Annotated in this window: 14 protein-coding genes and 1 pseudogene; 9 read left to right on the top strand and 6 right to left on the bottom strand. The window is 73.1% G+C overall.

Annotated features, from left to right (window positions below; translation table 11 throughout):
* The 4 genes from ACSNOH_RS28205 to ACSNOH_RS28190 all read left to right on the top strand — a co-directional run.
* Positions 1-803: carbohydrate-binding protein (locus ACSNOH_RS28205; RefSeq protein WP_436724258.1), on the top strand; the 803-nt coding region annotated here is incomplete at its 5' end.
* 178 nt (positions 804-981) lie between these two features.
* The gene (locus ACSNOH_RS28200; RefSeq protein ID WP_436724257.1) at positions 982-1,245 is read left to right on the top strand and encodes a hypothetical protein; all 264 of its coding nucleotides are present in this window, start codon (positions 982-984) and stop codon (positions 1,243-1,245) included.
* A gap of 118 nt (positions 1,246-1,363) precedes the next feature.
* Entirely contained in the window at positions 1,364-2,098 is a 735-nt protein-coding gene (locus tag ACSNOH_RS28195; RefSeq protein ID WP_436724256.1) for a Mut7-C RNAse domain-containing protein, read from the top strand.
* A gap of 72 nt (positions 2,099-2,170) precedes the next feature.
* Entirely contained in the window at positions 2,171-2,632 is a 462-nt protein-coding gene (locus ACSNOH_RS28190; protein ID WP_436724255.1) for an MscL family protein, read from the top strand.
* Between the two features lie 3 nt (positions 2,633-2,635).
* On the opposite strand, the gene ACSNOH_RS28185 is transcribed toward ACSNOH_RS28190, so the two are convergent.
* The 3 genes from ACSNOH_RS28185 to ligD all read right to left on the bottom strand — a co-directional run bounded on the left by ACSNOH_RS28185 (position 2,636) and on the right by ligD (position 4,557).
* Entirely contained in the window at positions 2,636-2,836 is a 201-nt protein-coding gene (locus ACSNOH_RS28185) for a hypothetical protein (RefSeq protein WP_052392529.1), read from the bottom strand.
* 168 nt (positions 2,837-3,004) lie between these two features.
* The gene (locus ACSNOH_RS28180) at positions 3,005-3,430 is read right to left on the bottom strand and encodes an SH3 domain-containing protein (RefSeq protein ID WP_436724254.1); all 426 of its coding nucleotides are present in this window, start codon (positions 3,428-3,430) and stop codon (positions 3,005-3,007) included.
* An 83-nt stretch (positions 3,431-3,513) separates the two neighbouring features.
* The gene (gene ligD, locus ACSNOH_RS28175; RefSeq protein ID WP_436724253.1) at positions 3,514-4,557 is read right to left on the bottom strand and encodes a non-homologous end-joining DNA ligase; all 1,044 of its coding nucleotides are present in this window, start codon (positions 4,555-4,557) and stop codon (positions 3,514-3,516) included.
* Between the two features lie 90 nt (positions 4,558-4,647).
* On the opposite strand from ligD, the gene ACSNOH_RS28170 reads away from it, so the two are divergent.
* Positions 4,648-5,709 carry an ATP-dependent DNA ligase gene (locus ACSNOH_RS28170; RefSeq protein WP_436724252.1) on the top strand — a complete coding sequence of 354 codons (1,062 nt, stop codon included), beginning with the start codon at positions 4,648-4,650 and terminating at the stop codon, positions 5,707-5,709.
* Between the two features lie 36 nt (positions 5,710-5,745).
* On the opposite strand, the gene ACSNOH_RS28165 is transcribed toward ACSNOH_RS28170, so the two are convergent.
* Positions 5,746-6,711, bottom strand: coding sequence for an LLM class F420-dependent oxidoreductase (locus ACSNOH_RS28165; protein WP_436724251.1), 966 nt, complete (start codon positions 6,709-6,711; stop codon positions 5,746-5,748).
* A gap of 124 nt (positions 6,712-6,835) precedes the next feature.
* On the opposite strand from ACSNOH_RS28165, the pseudogene ACSNOH_RS28160 reads away from it, so the two are divergent.
* Positions 6,836-8,236: pseudogene (locus ACSNOH_RS28160) on the top strand (glycoside hydrolase family 6 protein); the annotation flags it as partial.
* Between the two features lie 308 nt (positions 8,237-8,544).
* Here the strand turns inward: ACSNOH_RS28160 and ACSNOH_RS28155 are convergent.
* Positions 8,545-9,039: a hypothetical protein gene (locus ACSNOH_RS28155; protein ID WP_436724250.1), complete on the bottom strand. Its 495-nt coding sequence runs from the start codon at positions 9,037-9,039 to the stop codon at positions 8,545-8,547.
* Between the two features lie 271 nt (positions 9,040-9,310).
* On the opposite strand from ACSNOH_RS28155, the gene ACSNOH_RS28150 reads away from it, so the two are divergent.
* The 3 genes from ACSNOH_RS28150 to ACSNOH_RS28140 all read left to right on the top strand — a co-directional run bounded on the left by ACSNOH_RS28150 (position 9,311) and on the right by ACSNOH_RS28140 (position 12,006).
* A complete protein-coding gene (locus ACSNOH_RS28150) occupies positions 9,311-9,646 on the top strand; it encodes a glyoxalase superfamily protein (RefSeq protein WP_436724249.1) in 336 nt (111 codons plus the stop codon).
* Between the two features lie 140 nt (positions 9,647-9,786).
* Positions 9,787-11,355, top strand: coding sequence for an AMP-binding protein (locus ACSNOH_RS28145; RefSeq protein WP_436724248.1), 1,569 nt, complete (start codon positions 9,787-9,789; stop codon positions 11,353-11,355).
* Between the two features lie 153 nt (positions 11,356-11,508).
* Entirely contained in the window at positions 11,509-12,006 is a 498-nt protein-coding gene (locus ACSNOH_RS28140; protein WP_436724247.1) for a hypothetical protein, read from the top strand.
* A gap of 13 nt (positions 12,007-12,019) precedes the next feature.
* Here the strand turns inward: ACSNOH_RS28140 and ACSNOH_RS28135 are convergent.
* On the bottom strand, positions 12,020-12,667 hold a 648-nt coding region (locus ACSNOH_RS28135), incomplete at its 5' end, for a hypothetical protein (protein ID WP_436724246.1).

The following is a 12,667-nucleotide window of genomic DNA, read 5'->3' as shown; positions in this document are numbered from 1 at the left end:
CCCCCGGCCACTCCCCCGCCCGCGACCGCGCCGCGCGCGTCTTCGCCGAGGGCCGCCGGGCCGCCTCCACGGCGGGCTCCCTCAGCCGCCACGACACCCTGCCCGGCGGCGGGACCGCGACGCCGGAGGCCGGCCTCACGCACAACTGGTGGGGCGTCTTCCCGCAGCCCGGCACCCACGACGGCATCATGGCGACCCACAGCGTCGACGCCTCCTACCGCGTCTCCGACAGCGAGAACTTCACCTACTCCCCCACCACCAAGGCCCAGAACTCGTGCATGGAGGTCGTCACCGCCTACTGGGAGAGCGGGAACGAGATCTGGGCCTGGGACTGGTGCTCCAGCCCCGGCGGCCCGGCGAAGACCCTCGCCGTCGACGCCGCGTTCCTCGCCACGTACACGAACGGCGCGACCGGGCGCCCCGCCTACAGCGTGCAGCTGGTCCAGGACGACGCGGCCACCAACCAGTGGTCGGCCTACCTCTACAACTACCGCACGGCCGGCTGGGACCTGCTCTTCCGTCAGTCGGGCAAGGACCGCAGCGGCCTGGCCCACGGCTGGGACATGTTCGAGATCTACGCGAGCGTCAACCCGGCCACCGGGACGGGCTACTACTGCACCGAGGCCCGGAACACCGTCTTCGACTCCAGCGCCGTCGCGCTGCGCAGCCGCGGGACGTGGCGGCCCGCCCGGCCGGCCGACTCGCCGTGGACCGAAGCGAGCCCGCAGGGCCGTGACTTCCTCTGCCCGCCCCTGAAGTTCCTCCAGGCGGGTGCCAACGACCACTGGACCGTCCGCCAATAGCAACGCACAGTGACCAACCCGCCGGAACTTCTGAGCGGACGGCGCGGAAAACCGAAGGTGCGCCAGGGGAAGAGGACTACCCGGTCCCGGCCGTCGTCACACGCTGCGTCACCGGAGCGGGGGAGACATCCGCCGATCCGCCCTCCCGCGCCCCGCACGTCCCCCGAGAGTTGGTCCCATGAGCCTCACCACCGCAGGCAAAACCCCGGGCCCCGTCCGTTTCTACCTCGCGTGCGACCACCACGGCTGCACCACGCACACGACCTTCGACCTCGTCATCCCCGACCCCGGCCCCTCGCGCGACGACGACCTGTGGGGGCACCTGCTGCACCACACGCACACCGCCGCTCCCCACATCGAGGAGCTGGGCTGGGCCTACCTGCACGGCAACGGCTACACCTGCCCCACCCACCGGGTCCCGGCCCTGCCCAGCGCCTCCTGACGTACCGTCGGAGCGCCCCCGGTCCCGGCCCCCGGCCGGGGGCCGGGACCGGGCCGGCACACGGCGCCCGCGGGCCCCGCGCCCGGCGGGGCCCCGCGCCAATGGCATGCTGGGCGGCGTGAGCAGACCGGAAATCCACGTCACCCTCGCCCCTGAACTGCACCTCTTCGTCAACTCCGAGCTGCGCCGCGAGCGCGCGCCCCTCGCGATCGACGCCTCCTCCTCCCTGGGGCACGTCGTCGAATCGCTGGGCGTCCCCCTGACCGAGGCGGGGACGCTGCTCGTCGACGGGCGGGCGGTGCCGGTGTCCCACGTCCCCTCCGCGGGGGAATGTGTCGAGGTGCGCGCGGTCGAGCGCCCGCAGCGGGTGCCCGGCGCGCCGCTGCGCTTCCTCCTCGACGTGCACCTGGGGACGCTCGCCCGGCGGCTGCGGCTGCTGGGCGTGGACGCGGCCTACGAGAGCGAGGACATCGGCGACCCGGCGCTGGCCGCCCTGTCGGCGGCCGAGCGCCGGGTGCTGCTCAGCCGCGACCGGGGGCTGCTGCGGCGGCGCGAGATATGGGCCGGGGCCTTCGTCTACAGCGACCGGCCCGACGAGCAACTGCGCGACGTCCTCGGCCGCTTCGCCCCCGTGCTGGCCCCGTGGACGCGCTGCACCGCCTGCAACGGGCAGCTCGCGGACGCCGAGAAGGACCTGGTCGCGGAGCGGCTGGAGCACGGGACGCGCCGCACGTACGACGTGTTCGCGCAGTGCACCTCCTGCGGGCGCGTGTACTGGCGCGGGGCGCACCACGCGCGGCTGGAGGCGATCGTCGAGGAAGCGGTGCGGGAATTCGGCGGCTCCGCGGCCTGAGGGCGGCCCTTGCGCGCGCCGTACCGGTGAGGACCGCGTGACGGAATGTAGCGTGCTGTCCGGAGGACGGTCATGCTCAAAGGATTCAAGAACTTCGTCATGCGCGGCGACATCGTCACCGTCGCCGTCGGCCTGATCATCGCGCTGGCGTTCAGCACGCTCATCAAGGCGTTCACCGACTTCGTCATCAATCCGGTCATCGCCCGGCTCCAGGGCGGCCACTCGATGGGGCTGGGCTGGCAGCTGGGCCGGGCGGGCAACAAGAACACCTACCTGAACCTGGGTTCGTTCCTCTCGGCGGCCGTCTACTTCCTCATCTTCATGGCCGTGGTGTATTTCCTGATCGTCGTGCCGTACAAGCACGTGCAGGCGCGGCGCGGGGTGGTCGTCTTCGCGGAGCCGGGGGCGCTCAAGACGTGCCCGGCGTGCCTGTCGGAGGACCTCCCCGCGGCAGCGGTCAAGTGCCTGCACTGCGGCAGCGACCAGCCCCCCGCCGCCGCGCCCGCCGGGGGCACGGCGCCCGGGGGCCGCTGAGGCTCAGGGCCAGGCGCGGTTGCGGGCCTGGGCGCGGGCGCGGCGCTCCTCGGTGCGGATGCGGCGCTCCTCCGCGGCGCGCCGCACGCCCTCGGCCCGGCGCTCCGCATAGCCGTTAGGCTCCACGACGTGGAAGCACTGGCCGCAGACGTAGCCGCCCTCGGGGCCCTCGATAACCGGATTCAGACAGTCCTTACACAGCATCACGACAGCATTCGGGCCGGGAAACAACGACATGGCCCATTATTCCGCCCGGCCGCCGACGGGGCAGCACTATCCGTTACCTTCAGCCACCCGGAGTAACGAACGCGAGAGAAGATACGACGAAGAGGGCAGCCGGCGGGGGCTGCCCTCTTCGGTGGTGACGGGGCCTCAGCCCATGGCGGCCCGGGTGGCGGGGGCGCTGTCGAGGGGGGTGCGGTCGACGTCTCTGCACAGCGGGACGGCGCCGGCGCCGGCGTTGCCGACGTAGGCCGCCGAGACCCAGGTGTTGCGGTTGCGCAGCAGGTACCAGATGTTGTTGCCGCCGATGGTCTGGGCGCGGACCTTGCACTTCAGGCCGAGCTTGGCGCCGCGGGCCACGGTGCCCCGCACCGCCGAGTCCGTGCTGGGGTACATGCGCTCGTTGACGCCCGAGGCGCTGATGACCTTGCCGGCGGGCTGCTGGGGCACCGGCGGGGCGCCGGGGCCCGAGGCCGCCTGGGCCGAGCCGGCGACCAGCAGCGAGCCCGCCAAGGCGGCCGCAGCGATGGCATCCGTCGAGAACTTCTTGCTGCGGACTGCGAATGTCCTGGGCATGGGGGGCTCCCTGGTCTGCGGAGTGGATGACGCAATGCCGACGTACCACGCCGCGAACTTCTATAAACCAGGGCAATTCGCCCTCACTCTTTCGTGTCTGCGGACCGCTCAGGCGGCTCCTTGCGCGCCCTGCTCGGCTGGACGCGCTTCGGCTCGCCCTTCATCTTCGGGTGCTCCGGCGGATACGGCAGGTCGCCCAGGCCGTGCTCGCGCTCGTCGCGGTCGGCCAGCTCCAGCGCGGCCTCCAGACCGCAGGGCCGGTCGTCCATGCCCGCGTGCACGTCGCCCACGGCCTCGAACCGGGCCGGCATGGTCGCCAGGTCGAAGTCCTCCGGCTCGGCGCCCCCGGTCACCTCCTCCCACGTCAGCGGCGCGGACACCGGGGCGTGCGGGCGGGGCCGCACCGAGTAGGCGCTGGCGATGGTGCGGTCGCGGGCCGTCTGGTTGTAGTCGACGAAGACCTTGGCGCCCCGCTCCTCCTTCCACCACGCCGTGGTGACCTCCCGCGGCACCCGCCGCTCCACCTCCCGGGCGACGGCGATGGCGGCCCTGCGCACCTGGACGAAGGTCCACCGCGGCGCGATGGGCACGAAGACGTGCAGCCCGCGGCCCCCGGACGTCTTGGGCCAGCCGGTCAGCCCCAGGCTCTCCAGGACCTCCCGCAGTTCGACGGCCGCCCGGACGGCGTCGGCGTAGCCGGTGCCCGGCTGCGGGTCGAGGTCGATGCGCAGCTCGTCGGGGTGGTCGGTGTCCGTCCGGCGCACGGGCCAGGGGTGGAAGGTGACGCAGCCGAGGTTCGCGGCCCACACGACGGCCGCGGCCTCGCCGGGGCAGATCTCGTCGGCGTAGCGTCCGCTGGGGAAGGCGATGCGCCCGGTCGGGATCCACTCGGGGAGGTTCTTCGGCGCCCTCTTCTGGAAGAAGGACTCCCCCTGCACGCCGTCCGGGTAGCGCTCCATCGTGGTCGGGCGGTCCTTGAGGGCCCGGACGATGCCGTCGGCGACGGAGAGGTAGTAGCGGGCCAGGTCGTACTTGGTGAAGCCCCGCTCGGGAAAGTAGACCTTGTCCGGGTGCGACAGCCGTACGGTCCGCTCCCCCACGGTGAGCTCCAGCGCCTCCTGTGCCATGCCCCTCACGCTAGAGGGCCGCGCCGCGAGGCGCCTGCGGACGGCTCCGCGGAGAGGCGGCCCGGGGCGGGGGCCCGCACAATCGCGCTCATGGACCTCCCCGTGATGCCCCCGCTGCAGCCGATGCTCGCCAAGCCCGTGGCGGCCATCCCGCCGGACATGCTGTACGAGGCGAAGTGGGACGGCTTCCGGGCCATCGTCTTCCGCGACGGCGCCGACGTCGAGCTGGGCAGCCGCTCCAGCAAGCCGCTGACGCGCTACTTCCCCGAGCTCGCCGAGGTCTTCCGCGAGCAGCTGCCGCCGCGCTGCGTGCTCGACGGGGAGATCGTCATCACCCGCGGGGGGCGCCTGGACTTCGACGCCCTGCTCGAACGCATCCACCCCGCCGCCTCCCGCGTGCGCCACCTGGCGGAGGTCACCCCGGCGAGCTTCATCGCCTTCGACCTGCTCGCCCTGGGCGAGGAGTCCCTGCTCGCGACCCCGCAGCGGGACCGGCGGGAGGCCCTGACCGCCGCGCTGCGCGGCGTCTCCGCCCCCGTGTACGTCGCGCCGGCCACGTACGACCTCCGGACGGCGCACGCGTGGTTCGAGCAGTTCGAAGGCGCGGGGCTCGACGGGATCGTCGCCAAGCCGCCCGGCTCCCCGTACCGGCCCGGCGAGCGGGCCATGGCCAAGGTCAAGCACGAGCGGACGGCCGACTGCGTCGTCGCCGGGCTGCGCTTGCACAAGAGCGGGCCCGTCGTCGGCTCGCTGCTGCTCGGCCTGTACGACCCGGCCGGGCGCCTGCAGCACGTCGGCGTCTGCGCCTCCTTCCCCATGCGCCGCCGCCGGGAGCTCATGGCCGAACTGGAGCCGCTGCGGATGCCCACGGCCGAGGGGCACCCCTGGCAGGACTGGGCCGACGAGGAGGCGCACGCGGCCGGCCGGATGCCGGGCGGCCCCAGCCGGTGGACCGGCACCAAGGACCTGTCCTGGGTGCCGCTGCGGCCCGAGCGGGTGTGCGAGGTCGCCTACGACCACCTCCAGGGCGACCGCTTCCGCCACACCACGCAGTTCCGCCGCTGGCGCCCCGACCGCGCGCCGCACCAGTGCACGTACGCCCAGCTGGAGGAGCCGGCGGACTACAAGCTCGCCGACGTCCTCGCGCTGTGAGGGGCAGCCCCCTGCCGGGCGCCCGGCCTTCGGGCTTCAGAGCGTGCGCAGGGCGGGAAGCAGTTCCCTCTTGGCCCAGTCCAGGTACGGCTCCTGGTGGCCGCCGCCGATCTGGACGAGCGCGACCTCGGTGAAGCCCGCGTCGGTGTAGGCCCGTACGGCCTCCACGAAACGGTCGACGTTGGAGCCGCAGGGGATCGCCTCGGCGACCTCCTCCTTGGTGACGGAGGCGGACGCGGAGGCGAAGGACCCGTCGTGCGGCAGCTCGGAATTGACCTTCCAGCCCAGCCCGAACCAGCGGAACTGCTCGTAGGCCCGCTCCACCGCCGCGCCGTGGTCGGTGTCGTAGCAGACGGGGAGCTGCCCGATCCGGGGCTTCCCGGCGCCGCCGTGGCGGTCGAAGGCCTCCAGCAGCTCCCGCTTCGGCTCCGTCGCGATGACCAGGTCGGCCGCGCCCCCGGCCAGCCGGCACGAGCGCTCGCCCGAGACGGCGATGCCGATGGGCGGGGCGGGCACGGGAACGTCCCACAGCCTGGCGTGGTCGACGTCGTAGTGGGTGCCGTGGTGGTTGACGAGGTCCCCCGCGAAGAGGGCCCGGATGATGAACACCGCCTCTTCGAGCATCTCGTGGCGGACCGTGATGCCGGGCCAGCCGTGGCCCACGACGTGCTCGTTGAGGTTCTCGCCCGAACCGAGCCCGAGCCGGAACCGGCCCTGGGACAGCAACTGGACGGTCGCCGCCTGCTGCGCGACGAGCACCGGGTGATAGCGCATCGTCGGGCAGGTGACGTAGGTCATCAGGGGGATCCGGGACGTCGCCTGGGCCGCGGCACCCAGCACCGCCCAGGCGTTGGGCGAGTGGCCCTGCGAAGCGAGCCAGGGGAAGTAGTGGTCGGAGGTGACGGAGAAGTCGAACCCCGCGTCCTCCGCGCCGACGACGTGCGCGACGAGCTCCCGGGGTCCGGCCTGCTCGGTCATCATCGTGTATCCGATTTGCACCATGCGTCTCGGCTTCCCGGTGAGGGCGCGCCCGTAACTGACGATGTGTCGACAGAGCGATTCACCCCGGTCCCGTTCGGCGTAACCCGACGTGTCTGACGGACCGGCACCTGTCACTGTGTCTGAAATGGACCGATCAGCCAATATGAAGTACGGGGGATCGATGCCATACGAGGCTCGGCGGCACGTCCGGCACGGAAGCCGGCCCCACGGGGGCCGGGCGCCCGCGGCCGGGAGGAAGCGGGCGCTGCGGTGGAGCGCGGCGCTGGTGGCGTCGGTGTGCGTGTGCGCCGCCGCGATGTCCCTGGCCTGGCCGGCCCGGGGGGCGCTGACGGACGACGAGGAGAACCTCGACGCCACGTCCCCGTTCTGGGTCGAGCCGCGGGGGCCCGCGGCCCGCCAGGTGGAGGTGTGGCGGGAGCGGGGGCGCGAGGAGGACGCGAGGGTCCTGCAGCGCATCGCGCGCGAGCCGATGGCGGTGTGGCTGACCGGGGACGACCCGAAGGCGCAGGCCGAGGACGTCACCCGCCAGGCCGAGCGCGCCGGGGTCATCCCCGTGCTGGTCGCCTACAACATCCCGCAGCGGGACTGCGGTCAGTACTCCTCCGGCGGCGCCGCCGACGCCGCCCACTACCGTACGTGGACCGCCCGGGCCGCTGCCGGGATCGGCGCGCGCCGGGCCTGGGTCGTCCTCGAACCCGACGCGCTCGCCCAGTGGGCCTCGGGCTGCGTTCCCGCCGCGGCGGCCAAGCAGCGCACGGCGCTCATCGCCCAGGCGGTGCGGACCTTCAAGTCCCGGCCCGGGGTCTCGGTGTACATCGACGCCGGCAACCCCGGCTGGATCAAGGACCAGAACCTCATGGTGACGGCGCTCACCGAAGCGGGGATCGCGGAGGCGGACGGCTTCGCGCTCAACGTCTCCAACTTCCACACGACGCCCGTCACGCGCGCCTACGGCGACCACCTCTCGGCCCTGCTCGGCGGCGCCCACTACGTCATCGACACGAGCCGCAACGGGAACGGCCCGCTCCCCGAGCCGCCCCGCAAGGAGAAGAAGCCCCAGCAGGAGAAGAAGCCGCAGCAGGGGGCGAAGCCTCCCCAGGGGAAGAAGAAGGACGACCGGCCGCACGCGGGCAAGGTCCGGCGTGCGGCCGGGCCGGTGGACCCCGAGGTACCGGACGCGCTGGACGAACTGCGGGAACTCGACGACCTGGAGGGGGCCGTGGAGGCGGAGACCGGCGGGGCGGACACGGGCGAAGGCGGGCACGTAGGCGAACACGGGGCCGAACAGGAGGACGAGCCCGAGGGCGTGCCCGGGGCCGGACATGAGGCCGGGCAGGAGGCCGGGCACGGAACGGACCACGAAGGCGAGCAGGGCCCCGGCGCCGAGCCCGAGCACGAGCCCGAGTCCTGGTGCAATCCACCCGGGCGCGCCCTCGGCTCTCCCCCGACCACCGCCACCGGAGACCCGCGCATCGACGCCTTCCTGTGGATCAAGCGGCCCGGGGAGTCCGACGGCGCCTGCCGCGGCGCGCCGCCGGCCGGCCGCTGGTGGGCGGAGTACGCGCTCGAACTCGCCCGCGCCACACCGGGGAACTTCACGCGCCCGTCGCTGGAGCCGGGGGAGCCGGAGGTGCCGGTCACACCGCCGGCCGCGCCTGCCGGGACCGCTCCCGGACGCCCGCCCGGCGAGGGCGCCTCGGCGCCGCCTGCCGCTTCCGGCCCGGCGACGGCGCCCGCACCGGTGCCCCCCGCTCCCGTGCCGTCAGCACCCGCGCCCCCGGCACCCCTGCCCTCAACGCCCGCGCAGGTCCCGCCGGCCACGGCCGGCCGGAGTCAGTAGTGCCAGCGCGGCTTGCCGCTGCCGCCGCAGCTGATGAGCCGCCCCTGGGCGTCGTGCGTGCTGGCGCCCACGTCGGCCGTACGGCAGTACTGGCCCGCCTTGTAGCAGTTCCCCGCGCTGGAACGGATCTCGCACGTCGCACCGGCCTCGCGCGGGGCCTGGGTGCGGGCCGGGGTATCAGCCGCGCTCGTGTGCCCGGCGGCCGGCGGGGTCGCGGGCCTGCGGGGCGGCGTCGGCAGGACCGGCGACGCAGCGGCGCTGCGGGACGGCAGGGCGGCCGGGGATGCCGGAAGCGACGGCGAGGAGGAGGGGGAGGGCGACGCCGACTCGGATGCCCGGGCGGACACGGAGGGCGAGGCCTTCTTCGCCGGAGACGCGTCCTCGTCACCGCCGGTGCAGCCGGCCAGGGTGAGGACCCCGGCGAGGGCGATGCCGCAGGCGCCGGCCCAGCGGCGGCGAAAGGCCGGGAGGGATATGCGGGAAGACATGGTCGGGCAACTCCACGATCGGAACGGGCAGGAATCAAGCCGCACTTCGAAATCCGTGATTCCGCTTTTTGCGGGCACGGAGTCCGCTGCCGACACGTGGGGGGAACCGCCTAGGCGCACCCACATTAGCCGTACCCGCCCGGCGCGTGAACCAAGATCCCGGGAAAGGCGAAGGCCCGGCACGGAGGGCTCCGGACCAGCCCCGAAGAGAGCATTCGTCGGCAAAACACAACAACCGGGCACCTTCGGGGAGTCTGGAATGATGGGGCCCGTGGACGAAGAAGTCATCCCGGTGCTTTATGTCGAGAACGCGAGGACGGCGGTCGCGTGGTACGCCCGCCTCGGATTCGCCGAGCAGTGGGAGCACCGTTTCGAACCGGGCCTTCCGGCCTTCGTCGAGGTGGCCCGCGGGCCGGTGCGGCTGTTCCTGTCGGAGCACGAGGGCGATGCCCGGCCCGGCACGCTGGTCTATCTGCGGGTCCGTGATATCGACGCCGTCGCCGCCGAGTTCGGGGTTCCGCCGCGAACGGCCCCGTGGGCGCGGGAGATCGAGCTGCGGGACCCCGACGGAAACCGGCTGCGCGTGGGGACTCCGACCGCCCGTTGACCGAATATCGACGTTTCGGCCCGGCCTGCCCGGGCCGTTCCTCCTCCCGACTTGGAGCTGTTGATCGATGGCACTAGCATCGAACTGGTTGCCTAAGTCAACTGCCGGCAATCGCCCTGCCGCATCAGGAGGAATTACGCATGACCGCCACGGCGCAGCAGTTCCGCACATACGTGGAGCGGAACCTCGACATCCTGGGTGCCGACCCCACCAGGACAGCCGTCGTCCACCACGACCGCCGCGTCACCGCCGGTGAACTCGGCGACCTCGTCCACCGGATGGCCCGCGCGCTGCGCGAGCGGGGCGTGGAGCGCGGGCAGGTCGTCACGCTGCTCAGCGGCAACCTGCCGGAGACGATCGCCGCGCGCTACGCGGCCAACCTCATCGGCTGTGCGGTCAACCACCTCTACAACAAGCTGTCGGCCGACGTTCAGGCCACCATCATGCGCGACGTGGAGACGCGCGCCCTCATAGCCGACCCCGCCTACGCCGGGCGGGCGGCCGAGCTGGCGGAGCTGACCGGCGTGCAGGACGTGCTCCTGCTGGGGCCCGGCACCGTGGGCACGGACCTGCTGGAGCTGTCCGCCGCGCAGCCGGCCGAGCCGCTGTCGGGTCTCGCCCGTCCCGAGGACATCTGCATGATCCGCCACACCGGCGGCACCACCGGCCACCCGAAGGCCATCTGCACCGCCTTCGAGCGGCTGCCCGGCTTCCAGGACGACGTGGACGAGATCCTGGAGCCGGAGGGTGCGAGCGACGACGGGATGCGGCAGCTCGTGTGCACGACGCTCGCGCACGCCGCCGGCCTGCTGGCCGACGTCACCCTGCGCACGGACGGCGGCACGGTCGTCCTCCTCGACGACTTCGACGCGGCGGAGGCGCTCGCGGCGATCGAGCGCGAGCGCATCACCCACATGTTCCTGCTGCCGCCCCTGCTGTACCAGCTGATGGACCACCCCGACGCGGACCGCACCGACACCTCCAGCCTCCGCAACGTCACCTACGGCGGCTGCCAGTCCTCCCCCGCCCGCCTGGCCTCGGCCGTGCGCCGCTTCGGCCACGTGCTGACGCAGTTCTACGGCCAGAACGAGGCCGGCGGGATCAGCGTGCTCGGCCCGCAGGACCACGACCCGGACAACCCGGCGCGGCTGCGCACCGCCGGCAAGGCCATGAACGGCGTCGAGATCGCGATCCGCGACGAGTCCGGCCGCGACCTGCCCGCCGGGGAGCACGGCGAGGTCTGCGTGCGCTCCGCGCACATCATGACCGGCTACTGGAAGCAGCCCGAGCTGACCGCGGAGGTCCTGCGGGACGGCTGGCTGCACACGGGTGACATCGGCTTCCTGGACGACGAGGGCTACCTGACCATCGTCGACCGGCTCAAGGACATGATCGTGGTGGTCGGCGGCCACGTGTACACCACCGAGCTGGAGGACCTGCTCAACACCCACCCGGAGGTGCTGCAGAGCGCCGTCTTCGGCGTCCCGGACGCCAACCGCATGGAGCAGGTGTACGCGGCCGTCGTGCGCGCCCCCGGCAGCGAGCTGGACGAGAAGGAGCTGCGCGAGCTGGTGCGCAACGAGCGCGGCGCCATGTACGAGCCCGCCCACGTCTCGTTCATCGACGCCCTCCCCCTCACGGACGCCGGCAAGCCGGACAAGAAGCTGCTCCGCCGCGAGGCGGAGGCCGAGGCGGCGACGGCGCGCTGACCGGACGCGCGAGGGGGCCGGCTCGCGCACCCGCGGCCGGCCCCCTCGCGCAAAACCATTGGGTCGTACCGCTCCTTGTGAGCAAGAATCCCCTGGCATGCCCTGACCAGGGACAACCTTCGGCCCTCACCCGGAAAGCCGCACTTCGTACCCATGCAGTTCCAGCCGACCGACGTCGTCGCCCGCGTCACGTTCCGGAGTCCGTCCGCGGATTCCGCGGACGCGGCCCTGCGGGAACACCGCCCGCTCGTGAACGAGCTCCGGCCCCTGGCCGTGGAATCCAGGGCCGTCGATCCCGGCGACGCCGGTGCGGGCTTCACCGTCGAACTCCTCCTGACGCTGCCCGCGCCGGAGTGCGACGACGTCGGCGAGGTGCTGCGCGCCGCCGCGGCGCCCCTGCTCGCGCGCCTGGGCTTCGACGCCGGGAAACTCGATGTCGACGCCGAAGACCGGGACGCCGTCGTGTGGGCCGACGACGGCGCGTGGCCGGACGGTGTGACGGACTGCGGCGCGTCCGTGGTGGCTCTGCGGCTGGGACGCGATCCGGACGAGCCCTACGAGCTGGTACCCGAAGGGGGACCGCTCACCGGCGCGCAGGTCCGGGAGCTCATGGCGACGCTGAGCTCCCTGTCCGGCAACGAGCAGCGCTGACGCCGGAGCGCGCTCAGGGCGCAGCGTCCAGCGCGGGCGCGTCCGTGGCCGCTTCCGCGCGCAGCTGGGCGGCGACCGCGTCCGTCCGAGCCCGCAGGGCGAGGACGCGGTCGCCGGTCTTCGTGCCCCGCAGCGGGGGCTCGGCGGGGAGGACGGGCACGCCCTTGGCGCGGGCGGTGAGCACGAGGCTGTGCATGACCTCGGCCTGCTGGGCCAGCAGGGCGGTGCTGAACATGTTGGCGCGCAGCGTCTTCTTCATGCCGAGCGCGCCCCGGTAGGTGATCTCGCAGGCGACGTCGACGGTCTCCAGCCGCTGCTCGCCCGCCTGCTCCAGCGCCGCGAGCATGACGGACGCGAGGCCCTCGACCACCTTGGTGACGACCCACTTGCGCCCGGGGAGCATCGGCAGCAGGTCGCGGATCCGGTCGACCTCGGCGTCGAGCGCCTCCGTGGTCATGGCGCTGAACGCGTCGTGCAGCTGGAGATGGACGACCTTGTCCCAGGGGATGTCCTCGCCGTCGAAGCCGACCGACTCGGGCCCGAAGCGCAGGGCGCCGATGGCGTCCAGCGGGCGCAGCGCCCTGGCGGTGACGGCGGGCACCTTGGGGTGGCGGCAGATCAGGGCGCCGAGGGAGAACTCCCACTGCGCGGGGGCGGGGGC

The sequence above is a fragment of the Streptomyces sp. URMC 127 genome (assembly GCF_051386535.1).
Classification (GTDB): domain Bacteria; phylum Actinomycetota; class Actinomycetes; order Streptomycetales; family Streptomycetaceae; genus Streptomyces.
This window is presented reverse-complemented; position numbering and strand designations above follow the sequence as displayed.

Bases quoted from the DNA above. Each gene is read 5' to 3' on its own strand.
- ligD (WP_436724253.1), bottom strand. From the start codon at position 4,557: ATGGCACAGGAGGCGCTGGAGCTCACCGTGGGGGAGCGGACCGTACGG.
- ACSNOH_RS28180 (WP_436724254.1), bottom strand. From the start codon at position 3,430: ATGCCCAGGACATTCGCAGTCCGCAGCAAGAAGTTCTCGACGGATGCC.
- ACSNOH_RS28200 (WP_436724257.1), top strand. From the start codon at position 982: ATGAGCCTCACCACCGCAGGCAAAACCCCGGGCCCCGTCCGTTTCTAC.
- ACSNOH_RS28185 (WP_052392529.1), bottom strand. From the start codon at position 2,836: ATGCTGTGTAAGGACTGTCTGAATCCGGTTATCGAGGGCCCCGAGGGC.
- ACSNOH_RS28145 (WP_436724248.1), top strand. From the start codon at position 9,787: ATGACCGCCACGGCGCAGCAGTTCCGCACATACGTGGAGCGGAACCTC.
- ACSNOH_RS28190 (WP_436724255.1), top strand. From the start codon at position 2,171: ATGCTCAAAGGATTCAAGAACTTCGTCATGCGCGGCGACATCGTCACC.
- ACSNOH_RS28140 (WP_436724247.1), top strand. From the start codon at position 11,509: ATGCAGTTCCAGCCGACCGACGTCGTCGCCCGCGTCACGTTCCGGAGT.
- ACSNOH_RS28155 (WP_436724250.1), bottom strand. From the start codon at position 9,039: ATGTCTTCCCGCATATCCCTCCCGGCCTTTCGCCGCCGCTGGGCCGGC.
- ACSNOH_RS28165 (WP_436724251.1), bottom strand. From the start codon at position 6,711: ATGGTGCAAATCGGATACACGATGATGACCGAGCAGGCCGGACCCCGG.
- ACSNOH_RS28170 (WP_436724252.1), top strand. From the start codon at position 4,648: ATGGACCTCCCCGTGATGCCCCCGCTGCAGCCGATGCTCGCCAAGCCC.